This is a genomic window from Aureimonas flava, assembly GCF_003583935.1.
GTDB classification, from domain to species: Bacteria; Pseudomonadota; Alphaproteobacteria; order Rhizobiales; family Rhizobiaceae; genus Aureimonas; species Aureimonas flava.
Genome location: NZ_QYRN01000001.1, coordinates 397,561 through 413,880, shown reverse-complemented (window position 1 = coordinate 413,880; position 16,320 = coordinate 397,561). Strand labels below are relative to the sequence as shown.

The window sequence follows — 16,320 nt, the reverse complement described above, 5'->3', positions numbered from 1 at the left end:
GCGACGCGGCGTGGACGTCGATCCGCTGATCCTGACGCTGCGCTTCGACGCCGAGAGCTTCGAGCATTTCGACGCGATGCGCCGGCGGCACTTTCCGCCGGCGCGCAACATGCTGCCGGCGCACCTCACGCTGTTCCACAAGTTGCCGGGCGATCGCTGGCCGCAGATCCACCGTGACCTCGCCGGCATCGCCGCACAGACCGCGCCGATGCTTCTCAGAGCCGGCGCGATCCGCTTCCTCGGCTACGGATCGGCCTACGCGATCGAGTCGGATGCGCTGAAGCGCCTGCGCGTGCAACTCGCCGAACGCTGGTCCGGGCTGCTGGAGCGGCAGGACGCGGCCGGCTTCTCGCCGCATATCACCATTCAGAACAAGGCGCCGGCCGCCGACGCGAAGGCTCTCTGCGCCGAGCTGCGGGCCGGCTTCGCGCCTTTCGAAGCGTACGGCACGGGCCTTCTCCTCTGGCACTATCGCGGCGGTCCATGGGAAGCGGCCGGCGAATACGCATTCACGGGCACGACATGAAAAAGGGCGCCGCGGCGCCCTCCTCCGTTCCATCGGCCAGGGGTGCTCACCCCTTCGGCGGCTGCGGGATCGCGCGGATGCCGAGCTCGCGGAGCTGCGCCGGGGACGCCTCGGCCGGGGCGCCCATCAGAAGATCGTGCGCCTGCTGGTTCATCGGGAACAGCGCGATCTCGCGCAGGTTCTTCGCGCCGCAGAGAAGCATGACGATGCGGTCCACGCCCGCCGCCATGCCGCCATGCGGCGGCGCGCCGTACTGGAAGGCGCGGTAAAGGCCGCCGAAACGCTCCTCGACGTCGGCCTGGCTGTAGCCGGCGATCTCGAAGGCCTTGACCATGACCTCGGGCAACTGGTTGCGGATGCCGCCGGACGCGATCTCGAAGCCGTTGCAGACGATGTCGTACTGGAACGCCTTGATCGCCAGCGGCTCCTGCCCCTCGAGCGCCTCCATGCCGCCCTGCGGCATCGAGAACGGGTTGTGGGCGAAGTCGACCTTCTTGTTGTCCTCGTCCCATTCGTAGAACGGGAAGTCGATGATCCAGGCGAGCTCGAAGCGGTCGCGGTCCACGAGGTTCAACTCCTCGCCGACGCGCGTGCGCGCAGCCCCCGCGAAGGCGTAGAACTTCTCCGGGCGGCCCGCCACGAAGAAGCAGGCGTCGCCGGCCTCGAGGCCGAGCTGCGTGCGCACGGCCTCCGTGCGCTCCTCGCCGATGTTCTTGGCTAGCGGCCCGGCGCCGCCGAGCTTGCCGTCCTCCTCGCGCCAGAAGATGTAGCCGAGGCCCGGCTGGCCTTCGCCCTGCGCCCAGGCGTTCATGCGGTCGCAGAAGGCGCGCGAGCCGCCGGTCTTGGCCGGGATCGCCCAGACCTCGACCGCCGGGTCGGCGGCGATCATGCCCGCGAAGACCTTGAAGCCCGAACCGGCGAAGTGCTCGGTCACCGCCTGCATCTCGATCGGGTTACGCAGGTCCGGCTTGTCGGAGCCGTAGCGGCGGATCGACTCGGCATAGGGGATGCGGCGGAAGGTCGGGCTGACCGGCTTGCCGTTGGCGAACTCCTCGAAGATGCCGCGGATCACAGGCTCCATGGTCTGGAAGATGTCCTCCTGCTCCACGAAGCTCATCTCGAGGTCGAGCTGGTAGAACTCGCCGTAGAACCGATCCGCGCGCGGGTCCTCGTCGCGGAAGCACGGCGCGATCTGGAAATACCGGTCGAAGCCCGACATCATCAGAAGCTGCTTGTACTGCTGCGGTGCCTGCGGCAGCGCGTAGAACATGCCGTTGTGGAGGCGCGAGGGCACCAGGAAGTCGCGCGCGCCCTCGGGGCTCGACGCCGTGAGGATCGGCGTCTGGAATTCGTTGAAGCCGATCTCGTTCATGCGCCGGCGCATGGAGGCGACGACCTGGGTGCGGCGCATGATGTTGCGGTGGAGCGTCTCGCGGCGCAGGTCCAGGAAGCGGTAGCGCAGGCGCACGTCCTCCGGGTACTCCGGCTCGCCGAAGACGGGCAGCGGCAGTTCCTTGGCCGGGCCCAGCACCTCGATCTCGCGCGCGAAGACCTCGACCTCGCCGGTCGGCAGCTTGGCGTTGACGGTCTCGGGCGTGCGGGCCTTCACCTCGCCGTCGATGCGGATGACCCACTCGCCGCGCACCGTCTCGGCCGTCTTGAAGGCCGGCGACTCGGGGTCCACCACGATCTGCGTCAGGCCGTAGTGGTCGCGCAGGTCGATGAACAGCAGGCCGCCATGGTCTCGGATGCGGTGCGCCCAGCCCGACAGGCGCACCGTGTTCCCGACGTGCTCGGGACGAAGCTCGGCGCAGGTATGGGAGCGGTAGCGGTGCATGGCGGTCTTCTTTCGGCTGATCCGGCGGGTCGCGGGCGAAGACGGAAAAACGGCGTCCGGCCCGGAATTCGCGCGGACAAGCGCATGCGAGGTGCCGTTCTGTCAAGAAACTTGGGGCAGAAGCACCGCCCCCGAACCCGACGAAAGCGGTGGAAAGCGCCGTGCCGGCGCGGCAGCCGATGCAATGTGGCACGGACTCGTCCTATATGGACGCATGGAGCCGATCACCACAACCGCCGCCCTGCAAGAGGCGTGCAGCACCCTGTCCCGCGCCGAGTTCGTCACGGTGGACACGGAATTCATCCGCGAGACGACGTTCTGGCCGGAACTCTGCCTGATCCAAATGGCGTCCGACGATCTTGCGGTGCTGGTCGATCCGCTGGCCGAGGGCATCGATCTTCAGCCCTTCTTCGCGCTGATGGCCGACACGCAGGTCGTGAAGGTCTTCCACGCGGCGCGGCAGGACGTGGAAATCGTGCACAAGCTCGGCGGCCTGATCCCCGAGCCGCTGTTCGACACGCAGGTCGCGGCCATGGTGTGCGGCTTCGGCGAATCCATCGCCTACGACCAACTCGTGGCGCGCACCTCGAAGGGGCGCATCGACAAGACCTCCCGCTTCACCGACTGGCGGCGGCGGCCCCTGTCGAACGATCAGCTCGAATACGCGCTGGCGGACGTCACCTATCTGCGCGACGCCTATCGCTTCCTGAAGGCGGCGCTGGCGGCGGAGGGGCGCGAGAGCTGGCTGGCCGACGAGATGGCCGTGCTGACCGACCCGGCGACCTACGACATCCACCCCGACGACGCATGGCGTCGGTTGAAGCTCCGTATCAGGAAGCCGATCGAACTCGCTGTGCTGAAAGAGGTTGCTGCCTGGCGCGAGCGCGAGGCGCGCCAGCGCGACCAGCCGCGTTCGCGCATCCTCAAGGACGACGCGGTCTACGAGATCGCCCAGCAGCAGCCGAAGGACGAGGCCGCCCTCGGTCGCCTGCGCACCGTGTCGAAAGGGTTCGAGCGGTCCAACGCGGGGCGCGAGATCCTTGCGGCCGTGGCGCGGGCGCTGGCGATCCCGAAGGGCGACCTTCCGCCCATTCCCCGGCCGCCAAACCAGCCGGAGGGCACCGCCTCGGCCGTGGAGTTCCTGCGCGTTCTGCTCAAGATCGTGGTGGACGAGCGGGGCGTCGCGGGCCGGCTGATCGCTTCGGGCGACGATCTGGAGAAGCTCGCCGTGAAGGGCGCCGAGGCCGACGTCCCCGCCCTGGAGGGCTGGCGGCGCGAGCTGTTCGGCAACCGCGCGCTGGAACTCCTGGATGGGCAGTCCGCCCTGGTCTACCGCAACCGTCGCGTCGAGGTGGTGAAGCTCTGAACGGGCCTTAGGGGCGTCCGGCTCGCGCGGCCGGACGTCCCGCCGACTTGCCGGATCAGCGCACTTCCAGCCGAAGCGTGCGCTCCACCACCCGCGCGAACGCCTGGAGGCGTGCCTCGGGCCGCTCGCCGACCAGCCCGCCGAGGTCGCGCGGCACGACCAGCGTGAAACCTCCGCGCGGATCCTGCGCCCAGCGCAGCCGCTCCAGCACGCCCGGCATGGCGGCCGTCAGCAGGTAGGTGACGCGGAACAGCGCCGCCAGGACACGGGCGAGATTGAGCATGCGCGGATCGACGATGTTGCTCATCCGCTCGACATCGGCCGGATCGAACGAGCCCTCGTAGCGATAGTAGTTCGCGAGGCTGAGATAGGCGCGGCCCGCATGGTCGATCGCCGGGAAGGCGGCGTTGAGCACCAGCGAGAAGGCCTGCGTTCCGCGATAGTCGGGATGGGCGCGCCAGGCGATGTCGGTCAGCAGGCAGGCCGCCTTGCGCAGTCGCTGCTCGCTGACGGCCTCGGCGATGCCGAGCGCCGTGAAGGTCCGCGTCGACCAGTCGATCAGCTCTTCGTTGTGCCGGGGCGAGCGGGAGCGCAGGAAGGACAGCTCGTGCGCGGCCTCGAGCAACGGATCCTTAGCCTTCTCCTCGTCGGAGAGGCGCTCGTGCAGGTAGCCCTCGCGCACACCGTAGGCCGACATCACGATCTCGGAGGGCTTCAACGTCTGGATCACGGCCTGGAGGGCCACGGCGCCGAAAGCCAGAAGCGAGCGGCGGTTGCGCGAGATCGCGGCGATGCCGGGCAGCTTCTCGGGATCGTTCTTCACCACGGCCGTGAGGAAGTCCGCCAGTTCCGGCGCCTTCACGGCATAGCCGTGCATGACGTGGATCGGATAGCCGGTCTGCTCCATGTGGAGCTTCATCAGGTTTCGCCAGGTCCCGCCGACGGCGTAGAAGGGACGACCGGCCGCGATCGGCGCGAAGCCGCTCGCCGCCACGTGACTGTCGGCGATCTGCTTCGCCTTGAGGAGGTCGCCGCTCGACAGGTCCTGCAGGCGCAGGCCCCCGAGCGGCATGGTCACGCCGTTTCCGATGCGCCCGTCCGCCACGTCCACGATCTCGAGGCTGCCGCCGCCGAGGTCGCCCGTGATGCCGTTGGGGGCATGGAAGCCCGCCACGACGCCTTCCGCCGCGTACCGTGCCTCGTCGGCGCCCGACAGGATGGTGATCGGACAGCCGATCGCCTTCTCGGCCGCCGCCACGAAGTCCGGTCCGTTGATGGCCTCGCGCGCGGCGGCGGTGGCAATGGGATGGATCTCGCCCACGCGGAACTGGTCGCATAGGGCGCGGAAGCGCGTCAGCGCCCCAATGGCGCTCGCCACGGCCTTGTCATCCAAGCGCTTGCTGGCGGCGAGCCCGCGGCCGAGCCCGCTCAGCACCTTCTCGTTGAAGAGCATGGTGGGCGCGCGGCTGTTGCCCTCGTAGACCACGAGGCGCACCGAGTTCGAGCCGATGTCCACGACCGCCACCGGCACGCGGCCGGGCAATCGTCCATGCGCCGCTTCGTCAGTCGAAGCGGGAATGCTCCGCACGTTGTCTCGCGATGAGCTTGGGAGCATTCGTCTTCAAGGCCTTTCCGCGTCCCGACAGGCTTGGATTGGTCATGAAATAGCGCTGGGCGTTGAACGGCTGCTCACCCTCGGACGGTGCGATCCGCCGCGAGGTTCCGTCCGAAAGAACCGACCAACTCTGCTGATTGTCCAGGATGTTGGCGAGCATGATCTGGGACAGGACCTGGCTGTGGACCGTGGGCGTCGTGATGGGCACCAGCGTTTCGACCCGCCGATCCAGATTTCGGGGCATCATGTCGGCGGAACCCATGTAGACGATCGCCTTTTCGGAAGGCAAGCCGTGGCCGGCGCCGAAACAGAATATCCGGCTATGCTCCAGGAAGCGGCCGACGATCGACTTCACGCGGATGTTGTCCGACAGGCCGGGCACGCGCGGACGCAGGCAGCAGATGCCGCGCACCACGAGGTCGATCTCGACGCCGGCCTGGCTGGCCCGATAGAGCGCGTCGATGATCTGCGGATCGACCAGCGAGTTCATCTTGAACCAGATCTGACCCTGCCGCCCCGCCTTCTCGTGGGCGATCTCCTCGTCGATCATCTGCAGGATGCGCTTGCGCAGCGTCAGCGGCGAGATGGCGATCTTGCGCAGGTCCGTCGGCTCGGCATAGCCGGTGATGTAGTTGAAGATCAGCGAGACGTCGTGCGCGATGTCCGGGTCCGCCGTGAAGTAGGACAGGTCCGTGTAGACCTTCGCGGTGATCGGATGATAGTTGCCCGTGCCGATGTGGCAGAACGACACGATCTTCCCCTCGTCCCGTCGCACCACGAGCGACAGCTTCGAGTGGGTCTTCTTCTCGATGAAGCCGAACACGACCTGGACGCCCGCGCGCTCGAGGTCCCGGGCCCAGCGGATGTTCGCCTCCTCGTCGAAGCGCGCCTTGAGTTCCACCAGCGCGGTCACCGACTTGCCCGCCTCGGCCGCATCGATCAGCGCGCGCACGATGGGCGAGTCGTTGGAGGTCCGGTACAGCGTCTGCTTGATCGCGACGACATGCGGATCCAGCGCCGCCTGCCGGAGGAACTGCACCACCACGTCGAACGACTCGTAGGGGTGGTGGATGACGATGTCCTTCTCGCGAATCGCCGCGAAGCAGTCGCCGTTGTGCTCGCGGATGCGCTCGGGAAAGCGCGGGATGTAGGGCGGGAACTTCAGGTCGTCGCGCGGCAGCTTGACGATCTGCGACACGGCGTCGAGCGCCAGCATCCCGTCCATCACCGAGACGCGGCTTTCCGAGACGTTCAGCTCGCTCGCCACGAAGTTGCGCAGGGATTCGGGCATCACGTGGTCGAACTCGATGCGGATCACCGAGCCGCGGCGGCGGCGCTTCAGCGCGCTCTCGAACAGCCGAACGAGGTCCTCCGCCTCCTCCTCCACCTCGATGTCGGAATCGCGGATGATGCGGAACGTGCCCTGCCCGCGCACCCGGTATCCGGGAAACAGCTTGGAGATGAACAGTGCGACCACGCTTTCCAGCGGCACGAAACGGGCGACGCCCATGTCCGTCAGCGGCATCTCGACGAAACGCTGGAGCGCGGTCGGCAGGCGCAGCAGCGCGTTCATGGTCTGGGAATCGCGCTCGCGGATGAGCGCCAGCGCCATGGAGAAGCCGAGGTTCGGAATGAAGGGGAACGGGTGCGCCGGATCCACCGACAACGGCGTCAGGACGGGGAAGATGGCCTCGTCGAAGTGCCGCTCCAGCCAGACGCGGTCGTCCTTCTTCAGCTCGCCCGCGCCCACGATCAGGATATTCTCTGCGCGCAGCGCCTTCACGAGTTCGGCGAGCGAGGCCTGCTGCTCCTCCTGGAGCTGGCCGACCTCGGTCAGCACCCGGTCGAGCTGCTCCTGCGGCAGCAGGCCGTCGACGCTGCGCACGGACAGGCTGGCGCGCACCTGGCCCGCCAGGCCGGCGACGCGCACCATGAAGAACTCGTCGAGGTTTCCGGCCGAGATCGACAGGAAGCGGACGCGCTCGAGCAGCGGGTGATTGAGGTTCTGCGACTCCTCGAGCACCCGGCGATTGAACTGGAGCCAGGAGACCTCGCGGTTGACGTAGCGGTCGGCAGGCAGCTCCTGGGCTGTCGAGACCTGCACCGGCGGCACGGGGGCGGGCAGGATGCCGATCGCCTCCATCAGCGGCTGATCCGGCTCGGGCTCCTCGGTCGCGACCTCCGCGATCTCGACCGAGGCCTCCAGCGCATCGCCGTTCGGACGAGCCGAGTCCCGCGCGGCGACCCTGCGGCGCGCAGCGGGACGGCTGGGCTTGGGCTGGTCGGTGGCGCTGGTCTCGCTCATGGATCGCTCTGTCACTTCGGAATGCACGGGTCACGGTCGCATATCCGCGTCGCGCGACTGTTTCATGACGATCGATTCGATTCCACCGCCATGTCCTCCAGAATCCGCTGCACCAGCGCGCGACCGATCCGCTCCTTTCCGGCCAGCGCGGCGCGGTCGACGCGGCGCACGAACTCCGCCGCGGCCTCGAAGGAACGCTCCATGCGCGACAGCGCGTAGGCGACGACCTTCGGGTCCACCGCGATCTGCCGGTCGGCCGCGAGCTTGAGGATCACTCCCGACAGGAGCATCTCGTCCGGCGCGCGGAGTTCGACCGTCGTGGCCGCCCGCAGCCGCGAGCGCAGGTCCGGGAGCGAGACCGCGACCGCGCCGCGCGCCTCGCGCGAGGTGAGGAGCACCGTGCCGCCGCCCAGACGCGCCACATTGAGCAGCGCGAAGAGCCCGTTCTCGTCGTAGGCGCCGCGATCGACATCCTCCACCAGGACGGCGAAGGGGGCTCCTCCGACGGGCGGCTCGCGCCCTTCGCGCGGCCAGCGCACCGCGCCCGACATCTCGCTCCAGGCGGCGCCCAGATGCGACTTGCCGGACCCAGGCGGCCCCGTGATCAGGACCACCGGATGAGGCCAGTGCGGCCAGGCGTCCACCGCCTCGGCGGCCAGGGCGTTGGCGGGGCCGGTGACGAGGTCGTCGCGCGCCATGGAGGAGCGCGCCGGAAGGTCCAGCGGGATCTGCGCGGGGCGGCGCATGGCGTCAGTCGACCTTGCCGGCGCGCGGGTCGAACTGGTTGCGGATCGCGGCGTTCAGCCCGTCGCCCTCGATCTGGATCGGCGGCGGACCCGCCGGCAGCTCCCGCCCGAAATACATCTCGCTTTCCAGATACTTCTGGAGGGCGAAGCGGACCAGAACGCCCACGGCCGCGGCGGCGGGCACGGCGATCAGGAGACCTACGAAGCCGAACACGGCGCCGAACGCGAACAGCGCGAACATCAGCCAGACGGGATGGAGGCCCACCGAGGCGCCCACGAGCTTCGGCTGCAGGATGTTGCCCTCCACGAACTGGCCCGAGAAGAACACGCCCGCCGTGGCCGCGACCCAGACCCAGTCCGGCGAGAACTGTACCAGGGCGACGCCGAGCGCGATCACCAGGCCGACGGCGGAGCCGACATAGGGCACGAAGGAGATTACGCCCGCGAAGAAGCCGATCAGGAGGCCGAAGTTCAGTCCGACCAGCGTGAGGCCGACGGCGTAGTAGGTGCCGAGGATCAGGCACACGCTGCCCTGCCCGCGCACGAACCCCGCCACCGAGCGGTCGATCTCGCGCGCCAGGCGCCGCACCGTGGCGACATGCTGGCGCGGCACGAGCCCGTCGGTCTTCTCGATCATCCGGTCCCAGTCGAGAAGAAGGTAGAAGGCAACGACCGGCGTCACGACGAAGAGCGACAGGAAGTTGACGACCGCAAGGCTCGAGGTCCAGAGCGAGGCGACGAAGCCGGTCACGAAGCCGGAAAGCTGGCGCACCAGGGCCTGGAAATCCTGCTGCACCGACTGCTGGTCGTTCTCGATGAAGCGCGAGAGCGGCCCGGTGCGCAGGTCGTCGGCAAGTTCCTGGAGGCGCCCGAGATACTGCGGCAGGCGGGCCACGAAGCCCGCGACCTGCCCGCCGATCACCGGCACGAGCACGAGGAGCACCAGCGCGATGACGATCACGAACATCACGAGGATCAGGATGCTGGCCGTCAGCCGCGACAGGCCGCGACGCACCAGCCAGTCGGCGATCGGGTCCAGGAAGTAGGCCATCACCATGCCCAGCACGAAGGGCAGAAGAATCCCCCGGAACAGCCATAGGAACAGGATCACGCCGACCGCGGCGAGGCTCCAGAATAGAACCTGACGCTTGAGAAGCCGGCTTCGATCGCGGACCATGCATTGCCTCCGTTCGCACTTGCGGGAAAATTCGGGCGCGCGCGAACGAAGTCGAGATAGGCAGGCGGCCGAAATCGGGTCAAGGGGCGCCGTGCGAGGAGACGGGATCGATGGACGATGCCACCAAGGGCGAATGCCGCTGCGGACAGCTCAAGATCTCGGTGCGCGGGCGGCCGATGGTCACCATGGCCTGTCACTGCACGGGGTGCCGGAAGCTGACCGCCAGCGCCTTCTCGCTCTCCGCCCTCTATCGCGTCGACGCGTTCGCCATCGACGCGGGAGAGACTGTGATCGGCGGCCTGCACGGCCGTCACCGGCACTTCTTCTGCTCGCGCTGCCTGTCCTGGGTCTTCACGCGGCCTGAAGGCATGGACGAGCTCGTCGACGTGCGCTCGACCATGCTCGACGGGGTGTCGACCGCGCCGCCCTTCATCGAGACCGAGACGGCCGAAAAGCTGCCCTGGATCGACCTGCCGGTCGCGCACAGCTTCGAGCGCTTCCCGGAGCGGACCGATTTTCCCGGCCTGCTGGCCGAATTCGCGGCGCAAAACGCCTGAATCAGCCGATCGGACGCCTTGCCCGGTCGGCCCGATCATGCGAACTCGCGAGCCAAAGAGGACCGTGCCATGACCGATACCGCCAAGACCGGTTTGACCTATGCCGAAGCCGGCGTCGACATCGACGCGGGCAACGAACTCGTTCGCCGCATCAAGCCGTTGGTCCGCTCCACCCGCCGTCCCGGCGCGGACGGCGAGATCGGCGGGTTCGGCGGGCTGTTCGACCTGAAGGCGGCCGGCTTCACCGACCCGGTCCTTGTGGCTGCCAACGACGGCGTCGGCACCAAGTTGAAGATCGCGATCGACACCGGCCTGCACGACACGATCGGCATCGACCTCGTCGCGATGTGCGTCAACGACCTCGTGGTGCAGGGTGCCGAGCCCCTGTTCTTCCTGGACTACTTCGCCACCGGCAAGCTCGACCCGGCGCAAGGCGAGGCGATCGTCGCCGGCATCGCCGAGGGCTGCCGGCAGGCCGGCTGCGCCCTGATCGGCGGCGAGACGGCCGAGATGCCCGGCCTCTACGCCGAGAAGGACTACGATCTCGCGGGCTTCGCCGTCGGGGCCGCCGAACGCGGACGCCTTCTCCCGAGCGCCGACCTCGTGTCCGGCGACGTGATCCTCGGCCTCGCCTCGTCGGGTGTCCATTCCAACGGCTATTCGCTGGTGCGCCGCGTCGTCGAGAAGGCGGGCGTCCGCTACGACGCCCCCGCCCCGTTCGAGGCGGACGGCCGCACGCTGGCCGAGGTGCTGATCGCCCCGACGCGCATCTACGTCCGGCCGCTGCTCGCGGCCATCCGCCAGGGCGACGGGGTCAAGGCGCTCGCCCACATCACGGGCGGCGGCTTCCCCGAAAACATTCCGCGCGTGCTGCCCGACCATCTCCGCGCCGACATCGACCTCCAGGCCGTCGCCGTGCCGCCGGTGTTCCGTTGGCTCGCGGACCAGGGGGGCGTCGCCGAAGCCGAGATGCTGCGCACCTTCAACTGCGGCATCGGCATGATCGTCGTGGTGAAGGAGGCCGAGGCCGCGGCGGTCGCCGCGGTGCTCCAGAGCGAGGGCGAGACCGTCGTCCCGCTCGGCCGCATCCTGCCGCGCGAGGCCGAGGCTGCGGTGACGTTCAACGGGACACTCGCCCTGTGAGCGAAACGGCGGCCCGAAAGCGCGTCGCGATCCTGATCTCGGGCCGCGGCTCCAACATGAGCGCGCTGATCGGCGCGGCCATGGACCCCTCGTTTCCCGGCGAGATCGTCGCGGTCCTGTCGAACAAGCCGGACGCGGGCGGACTGTCCACGGCGGCGCGCTACGGGATTCCCGCGAAGGCGGTCGACCAACGGGCGTTCGAGGACCGGACGGCGCACGAGCGCGCACTGATCGAGACCCTGGACGCCTTCCGCCCCGACGTGGTCTGCCTCGCAGGCTACATGCGCCTTCTGACGCCGCTGTTCGTCGGCCACTACGCCGGGCGGATGATCAACATCCACCCTTCCCTTCTTCCGCTGTTTCCGGGCCTCCACACGCACGAGCGAGCCCTGGAGGCGGGCATGCGGATCCACGGCTGCACCGTCCACTTCGTCACGGAGGACATGGACGAAGGCCCGATCATCGCGCAGGCCGCCATCACCGTGGAGCGGGGCGACACGCCCGACGCCCTCGCCACCCGGCTGCTGCGCGCCGAGCACCGTTTGTATCCGCACGCGCTGCGCCTGGTGCTCGACGGTACGGTGGCGCAGGAAGGCAACCGCGCGGTCTACGCCGAAGCGCCTGCCCCGGCAGGACGGGCCGCCTCGCCCGTCGTCCTGGTGGCGCCCGACGGCCGGGAGTCCTGACGCGGGGCGGCTACGTCGGGGCCGGCCTCAGGCCGCGCGGATCCAGACCTTGTTGTCGTGGAACGCTGCGCCGCCGAACGGCGCGGCCGGATCGGCACCGGTCAGGACGTTGATCCCCTCACCGCGCTCGAAGGCGCCGTTGGGCCAGAGACCCTCGTGGATCACGACGCCCGGCTTGGCACCGGCGTCCAGCTTGAGCGGCAGGACCACCGTGCCTCGCGCGTTGCCGACCTCCACGCGCTGCCCGTCCGCGAAGCCGAGGCCCGAGGCGTCGTCCGGGTGCATGCGCAGCTCGGGCCCGCCTTCCCGCTTGCGCGAGCTTTCGGTCTCGGTGAACGACGAATTCAGGAACTGCCGCGCCGGCGGCGTCGCCAGCCGGAACGGATGCTCGGCATCCGCCTCCTCGATCAAGGCCACTTGGTCGGGAAAGGCCGACAGCGCCTCCACCGGACCAAGGAGGCCGAGAGATGCCGGCGGCCGGTTCGGCCCCGCGAGATTCCGCCAGTCCACCCGGAAGCGGAACCGTCCGCCGGGCGTGGCGAACCCGTCGAGATAGTGGGCCGTGCGGAAGTCGGGCTGTACGTCGATCCAACGGTCGCGCTCCAGCGCCTCGAGCCCCTCGTAGCCGCTGCGGCGCAGGAGGTCGTCGATCAGCTCGCGCTCGGTCAGGCCGAAGCCGGGCCGGTCGGCGACGCCGAGGCGCCGAGCCAGTTCCTCCACCACGAAATGGTTGGTGCGGACCGTGTCGGGATGCTCGATCAGCTTGGGCCCGAACAGGATGTGGCTTTGCCCGCCGCCGCGATAGATGTCGTCGTATTCCATCGACGTCGCGGCCGGCAGGACGAGGTCGGCCAGCCGTGCCGTGTCGGTCATGAACTGCTCGTGGACCGCCACGAACAGGTCCTCGCGCATGAGGCCGCGCACCACATCGCGCTGCTCAGGCGCGACGTTGGCGGGGTTGGTGTTCTGCACCAGCATGGCCGTGACCGGAGGGCCACCCGACAGAGCCTCGCGGTCGCCGGTCAGCACGGCCCCGATGCGCGACTGGTCGAGATGGCGGATCGATGGGTCGAGGTCGCCGAGGCCCTCGATCAACGCCTTGTCGAACCGCCACAGCGCACCGTTGTTGTGGAAGGCGCCGCCGCCCTCGTGCTGCCAGTGGCCGAAGACCGTCGGCACCGAAAGTGCCGCGTGCATGGCGGCCGCGCCGTTGCGCTGGCGCGAGAAGCCGTAGCCGAGCCGGAAGAAGCTGCGCGGAGTGCGGCCGAGAAGCGCGGCGAAGCCTTCGATCTCCTCGACGGACAGCCCCGTCACGCCACTCGCCCATTCCGGCGTGCGGGTGGCGAGATGCGCCTCCAACCCGGCCGGATCGTCGCCGAAGCGATCGAGATACGCCCGGTCGGCCGTGCCGTCGCGGAAGGCGACGTGCATCAGCGCGCAGGCCAGCGCCGCGTCCGTGCCCGGCCGCAGCTTCAGCGCGACATCCGCCTGCTTCATGGTCGGGTTGTCGTAGATGTCGATCACCACGATCGGCGCGCCGCGCTCCTTGCGGGCCCGCACCGCGTGGGTCATCACGTTGACCTGCGTCGCCACCGCGTTGGTGCCCCAGATCACGACGCAGTCGGACAGGGCCATCTCGCGCGGATCGACGCCCGCCAGCCTGCCCGTGCCGGCGACGAAGCCGGTCCAGGCGAGGTTGGTGCAGATCGTGTCGAACTCGCCGGAATAGCGCTTGGCGTGGCGCAGCCTGTTCAGCCCGTCGCGCTGCACGAGCCCCATCGTCCCGGCGTAGTAGTAGGGCCACACGGCCTCCGAGCCGTGTCGCGCCTCGGCCTGGAGGAACTTCTCGGCCAGGAGATCCAACGCGTCGTCCCAACCGATCTCGCGCCAGCCGCCCTCACCCTTGGCGCCGACGCGCTGAAGCGGCTTCAGGAGCCGGTCGGGGTGGTGGTTGCGTTCGGCGTAGCGCGCGACCTTGGCGCAGATGACGCCGGCCGTGTAGCCGTTGTCCTCGGCGCCGCGCACGCGGCCGATCGTGCGTGGATCGACGATCTCGACCTCCAGCGCGCAGGTCGAGGGGCAATCGTGCGGACAGGCGGTGTATCCCTTGCGGGCCGGAACGTGCTGGTTCATGGCCGCGACCTTAATGGATGCCGGTCGGCGGCGCCCATTCATTTTCGCAATGCGAGAGATGCGCGACGGCGATGGCGACGGCGGGGGCGAGCGTTGCCGCCCGCCCCACGCCGGATGGTCCGCTCAGGCAGCCTGGGCGTAGCGCGCGCGCTCCTCCGGCGTCAGCGCCGGATAGTCGGTGTAGCCCTTCTCGTCGCCGCCATAGAACGTGTCGTTGTTCCAGGCGTTGAGCGGCGCTCCGACCTCCAGCCGCTGGACGAGGTCCGGGTTGGAGATGAACAGCTTGCCGAAGCATGCGAGGTCGATCGTGCCGTTCTCGATCTGCTCGATCGCGAAGGCGGGATCGTAGTTGTTGTTGCCCATGTAGACGCCGTCGAACCGCTCCCGCAGGGCCGCGTAATCGAAGCCGTCCTTGTTGCGGTCGCCGCCGGTCTGGCCCTCGATCACGTGGAGGTAGAGCGGCTTCCGCCGGTTCAGCTCCTCGACATAGGCGTTGAACAGGCCCTGCTGGTCGCTCTCGCTGGACCCGCCCATGACCGTGACGGGCGAGATGCGCACGCCCACATGCTCGCGGTCCCAGGCATCGATCACGGCGTCGAGCACCTCCAGCGGGAAGCGCATCCGGTTCTCGACCGACCCGCCGTAGCGGTCGGTGCGCGTGTTGGTGCCGTCGCGCAGGAACTGGTCCAGAAGGTAGCCGTTGGCCGAGTGCACCTCGACGCCGTCGAAGCCGGCGGCCCGCGCGTTGCGCGTCGCCTTGACGTAGTCCTGGACGACGCGCGGCAGCTCGTCCGCCTCCAGGGCCCGCGGCGTCTCGTGCTCCTTGAAGCCCTCCTCCGTGAAGGCCTTGCCGCTCGGCCGAACGGCCGACGGAGCGACCGGCGGCTGGTTGCCCGGCTGGAGGTCGGGATGCGAGATCCGTCCGACATGCCAAAGCTGGAGCACGATGCGGCCGCCCTCGGCATGCACGGCGTCGGTCACCTTCTTCCAGGCCGAGACCTGCTCATCGGTGAAGATGCCCGGCGTCCAAGCGTAGCCGCGCCCTTCCGGCGATATGTTGGTGGCCTCCGAGATGATGAGCCCGGCGCCGGCGCGCTGGCGGTAGTAGTCGACGTGCATGTCCTGGGGCACGCCGTCGCTGGTGGCGCGGCTGCGGGTCAAGGGAGCCATGACGGCGCGGTTCCCGAGATGGAGAGGTCCGAGATCGAACGGCTGGAAGAACTTCTTGTCGGCCATGAAAGGGTGTCCCGATTTCAATTCGCGGCTGGGCGCGTTTCGCGCTACCAACGCGCCATATGGGTGCGGGTTCGCGTTGCAGCATCCCCCCTCTCGCGAATGCTGCGTTCACGGAGCGACGAACATTGAACTATCGGCACGCCTTCCACGCCGGAAACTTCGCCGACGTGGTGAAGCATGCGCTGCTTTGCCGCCTGATCGAGTATCTGAAGCACAAGGACAAGCCGTTCCGCGTGATGGACACGCATGCCGGCCGCGGGCGATACGACCTGGCGGCCGACGAGGCGCTGCGCACCGGCGAGCACGAGGCCGGGATCGCCGCGCTTCGGGCGTCCGCCGTCTGGGAGGACGCGCTCCTCGCCCCCTACCGGTCGGCGGTGGAGGCGGCGGAGACGGCGTTCGGGCCCACGGCCTATCCCGGCAGCCCCTGGATCGCGCGCCATCTCCTGCGCCGCCAGGACAGGCTGTCCGCCTACGAGCTGCATCCGGTGGACGCGAAGGCGCTGGCGGCGGAGTTCGCGGGCGACGTGCAGGTCAAGACGATCGCGCTCGACGGGTGGCTGGCGCTAGGGGCGCACCTGCCGCCCAAGGAACGACGCGGGCTGGTGCTGATCGACCCGCCCTTCGAGGAAGCGGGTGAGTTCGAGCGCATCGCCGCGCGCGTCGGCGAAGCGTGGCGGCGCTGGCCGGGCGGCACCTACGCGATCTGGTATCCGATCAAGCGGCAGGCCCAGCACGAAGCGTTCCACGAGGCGCTCGCCGAAGGCGGCATGCGCAACGTCGTCGCGGCGGATTTCTTCCGCGAGCCCTTCTCCGCCGACGAGCGCCTCGTCGGCACCGGCTTCGCCGTCGTCAACCCGCCCTTCACCTTCGCGGCCGAGGCCGAAGCGGTGATGCGGGCCCTCCTGCCCGTGCTCGGCGTGCCGGATCGCGCGAATTGTGGCATTGTTGCGCTGGTCGGCGAGTGATGCCGGTGCAATATACCGGTCTCCG

At 68.9% G+C, this 16,320-nt stretch carries 13 protein-coding genes; 6 read left to right on the top strand and 7 right to left on the bottom strand.

The annotated features are described in order from the left end of the window. Positions 1-10 precede the first annotated feature (10 nt). The gene (locus D3218_RS02045) at positions 11-526 is read left to right on the top strand and encodes a 2'-5' RNA ligase family protein (RefSeq protein ID WP_245414882.1); all 516 of its coding nucleotides are present in this window, start codon (positions 11-13) and stop codon (positions 524-526) included. Positions 527-572: 46 nt separating this feature from the next. On the opposite strand, the gene aspS is transcribed toward D3218_RS02045, so the two are convergent. Then, positions 573-2,363, bottom strand: a complete 1,791-nt coding sequence (gene aspS / locus D3218_RS02040; protein ID WP_119538215.1) for an aspartate--tRNA ligase — start codon at positions 2,361-2,363, stop codon at positions 573-575. Positions 2,364-2,577: 214 nt separating this feature from the next. On the opposite strand from aspS, the gene rnd reads away from it, so the two are divergent. Continuing rightward, a complete protein-coding gene (rnd, locus tag D3218_RS02035) occupies positions 2,578-3,729 on the top strand; it encodes a ribonuclease D (protein WP_119538214.1) in 1,152 nt (383 codons plus the stop codon). A gap of 55 nt (positions 3,730-3,784) precedes the next feature. Here the strand turns inward: rnd and D3218_RS02030 are convergent, their stop codons facing one another. From D3218_RS02030 to D3218_RS02015, 4 genes are all read right to left on the bottom strand, one after another. Continuing rightward, entirely contained in the window at positions 3,785-5,344 is a 1,560-nt protein-coding gene (locus tag D3218_RS02030; protein ID WP_168990389.1) for a Ppx/GppA family phosphatase, read from the bottom strand. Beyond that, a complete protein-coding gene (locus D3218_RS02025; RefSeq protein ID WP_119538473.1) occupies positions 5,292-7,487 on the bottom strand; it encodes an RNA degradosome polyphosphate kinase in 2,196 nt (731 codons plus the stop codon). Before D3218_RS02025 ends, D3218_RS02030 begins: the two co-directional genes overlap by 53 nt. 224 nt (positions 7,488-7,711) lie before the next feature. After that, positions 7,712-8,395 (bottom strand): P-loop NTPase family protein, encoded by a 684-nt coding sequence (locus D3218_RS02020; RefSeq protein WP_119538213.1) that lies wholly within the window; start codon positions 8,393-8,395, stop codon positions 7,712-7,714. Between the two features lie 4 nt (positions 8,396-8,399). Beyond that, positions 8,400-9,572: an AI-2E family transporter gene (locus D3218_RS02015; RefSeq protein ID WP_119538212.1), complete on the bottom strand. Its 1,173-nt coding sequence runs from the start codon at positions 9,570-9,572 to the stop codon at positions 8,400-8,402. A gap of 110 nt (positions 9,573-9,682) precedes the next feature. On the opposite strand from D3218_RS02015, the gene D3218_RS02010 reads away from it, so the two are divergent. From D3218_RS02010 to purN, 3 genes are all read left to right on the top strand, one after another. Continuing rightward, positions 9,683-10,129 carry a GFA family protein gene (locus tag D3218_RS02010; RefSeq protein ID WP_119538211.1) on the top strand — a complete coding sequence of 149 codons (447 nt, stop codon included), beginning with the start codon at positions 9,683-9,685 and terminating at the stop codon, positions 10,127-10,129. Positions 10,130-10,198: 69 nt separating this feature from the next. Then, the gene (purM, locus tag D3218_RS02005; protein ID WP_119538210.1) at positions 10,199-11,272 is read left to right on the top strand and encodes a phosphoribosylformylglycinamidine cyclo-ligase; all 1,074 of its coding nucleotides are present in this window, start codon (positions 10,199-10,201) and stop codon (positions 11,270-11,272) included. A gap of 56 nt (positions 11,273-11,328) precedes the next feature. Beyond that, positions 11,329-11,958 carry a phosphoribosylglycinamide formyltransferase gene (gene purN / locus D3218_RS02000; protein ID WP_168990396.1) on the top strand — a complete coding sequence of 210 codons (630 nt, stop codon included), beginning with the start codon at positions 11,329-11,331 and terminating at the stop codon, positions 11,956-11,958. A 27-nt stretch (positions 11,959-11,985) separates the two neighbouring features. On the opposite strand, the gene D3218_RS01995 is transcribed toward purN, so the two are convergent. Together D3218_RS01995 and D3218_RS01990 are read right to left on the bottom strand one after the other, a co-directional pair. Next, on the bottom strand, positions 11,986-14,091 hold the full coding sequence (locus D3218_RS01995; protein ID WP_119538208.1) for a molybdopterin-containing oxidoreductase family protein: 2,106 nt from the start codon (positions 14,089-14,091) through the stop codon (positions 11,986-11,988). 123 nt (positions 14,092-14,214) lie between these two features. Then, on the bottom strand, positions 14,215-15,327 hold the full coding sequence (locus D3218_RS01990; protein WP_119538207.1) for an alkene reductase: 1,113 nt from the start codon (positions 15,325-15,327) through the stop codon (positions 14,215-14,217). 125 nt (positions 15,328-15,452) lie between these two features. On the opposite strand from D3218_RS01990, the gene D3218_RS01985 reads away from it, so the two are divergent. Beyond that, positions 15,453-16,295: a 23S rRNA (adenine(2030)-N(6))-methyltransferase RlmJ gene (locus tag D3218_RS01985; protein WP_119538206.1), complete on the top strand. Its 843-nt coding sequence runs from the start codon at positions 15,453-15,455 to the stop codon at positions 16,293-16,295. The last annotated feature ends 25 nt before the right edge of the window (positions 16,296-16,320 follow it).

Bases quoted from the DNA above. Each gene is read 5' to 3' on its own strand.
- D3218_RS01995 (WP_119538208.1), bottom strand. From the start codon at position 14,091: ATGAACCAGCACGTTCCGGCCCGCAAGGGATACACCGCCTGTCCGCAC.
- D3218_RS02030 (WP_168990389.1), bottom strand. From the start codon at position 5,344: ATGCTCCCAAGCTCATCGCGAGACAACGTGCGGAGCATTCCCGCTTCG.
- D3218_RS02020 (WP_119538213.1), bottom strand. From the start codon at position 8,395: ATGCGCCGCCCCGCGCAGATCCCGCTGGACCTTCCGGCGCGCTCCTCC.
- D3218_RS02010 (WP_119538211.1), top strand. From the start codon at position 9,683: ATGGACGATGCCACCAAGGGCGAATGCCGCTGCGGACAGCTCAAGATC.
- D3218_RS01990 (WP_119538207.1), bottom strand. From the start codon at position 15,327: ATGGCCGACAAGAAGTTCTTCCAGCCGTTCGATCTCGGACCTCTCCAT.
- rnd (WP_119538214.1), top strand. From the start codon at position 2,578: ATGGAGCCGATCACCACAACCGCCGCCCTGCAAGAGGCGTGCAGCACC.
- purM (WP_119538210.1), top strand. From the start codon at position 10,199: ATGACCGATACCGCCAAGACCGGTTTGACCTATGCCGAAGCCGGCGTC.
- D3218_RS02015 (WP_119538212.1), bottom strand. From the start codon at position 9,572: ATGGTCCGCGATCGAAGCCGGCTTCTCAAGCGTCAGGTTCTATTCTGG.
- purN (WP_168990396.1), top strand. From the start codon at position 11,329: ATGAGCGCGCTGATCGGCGCGGCCATGGACCCCTCGTTTCCCGGCGAG.
- aspS (WP_119538215.1), bottom strand. From the start codon at position 2,363: ATGCACCGCTACCGCTCCCATACCTGCGCCGAGCTTCGTCCCGAGCAC.
- D3218_RS02025 (WP_119538473.1), bottom strand. From the start codon at position 7,487: ATGGAGGCGATCGGCATCCTGCCCGCCCCCGTGCCGCCGGTGCAGGTC.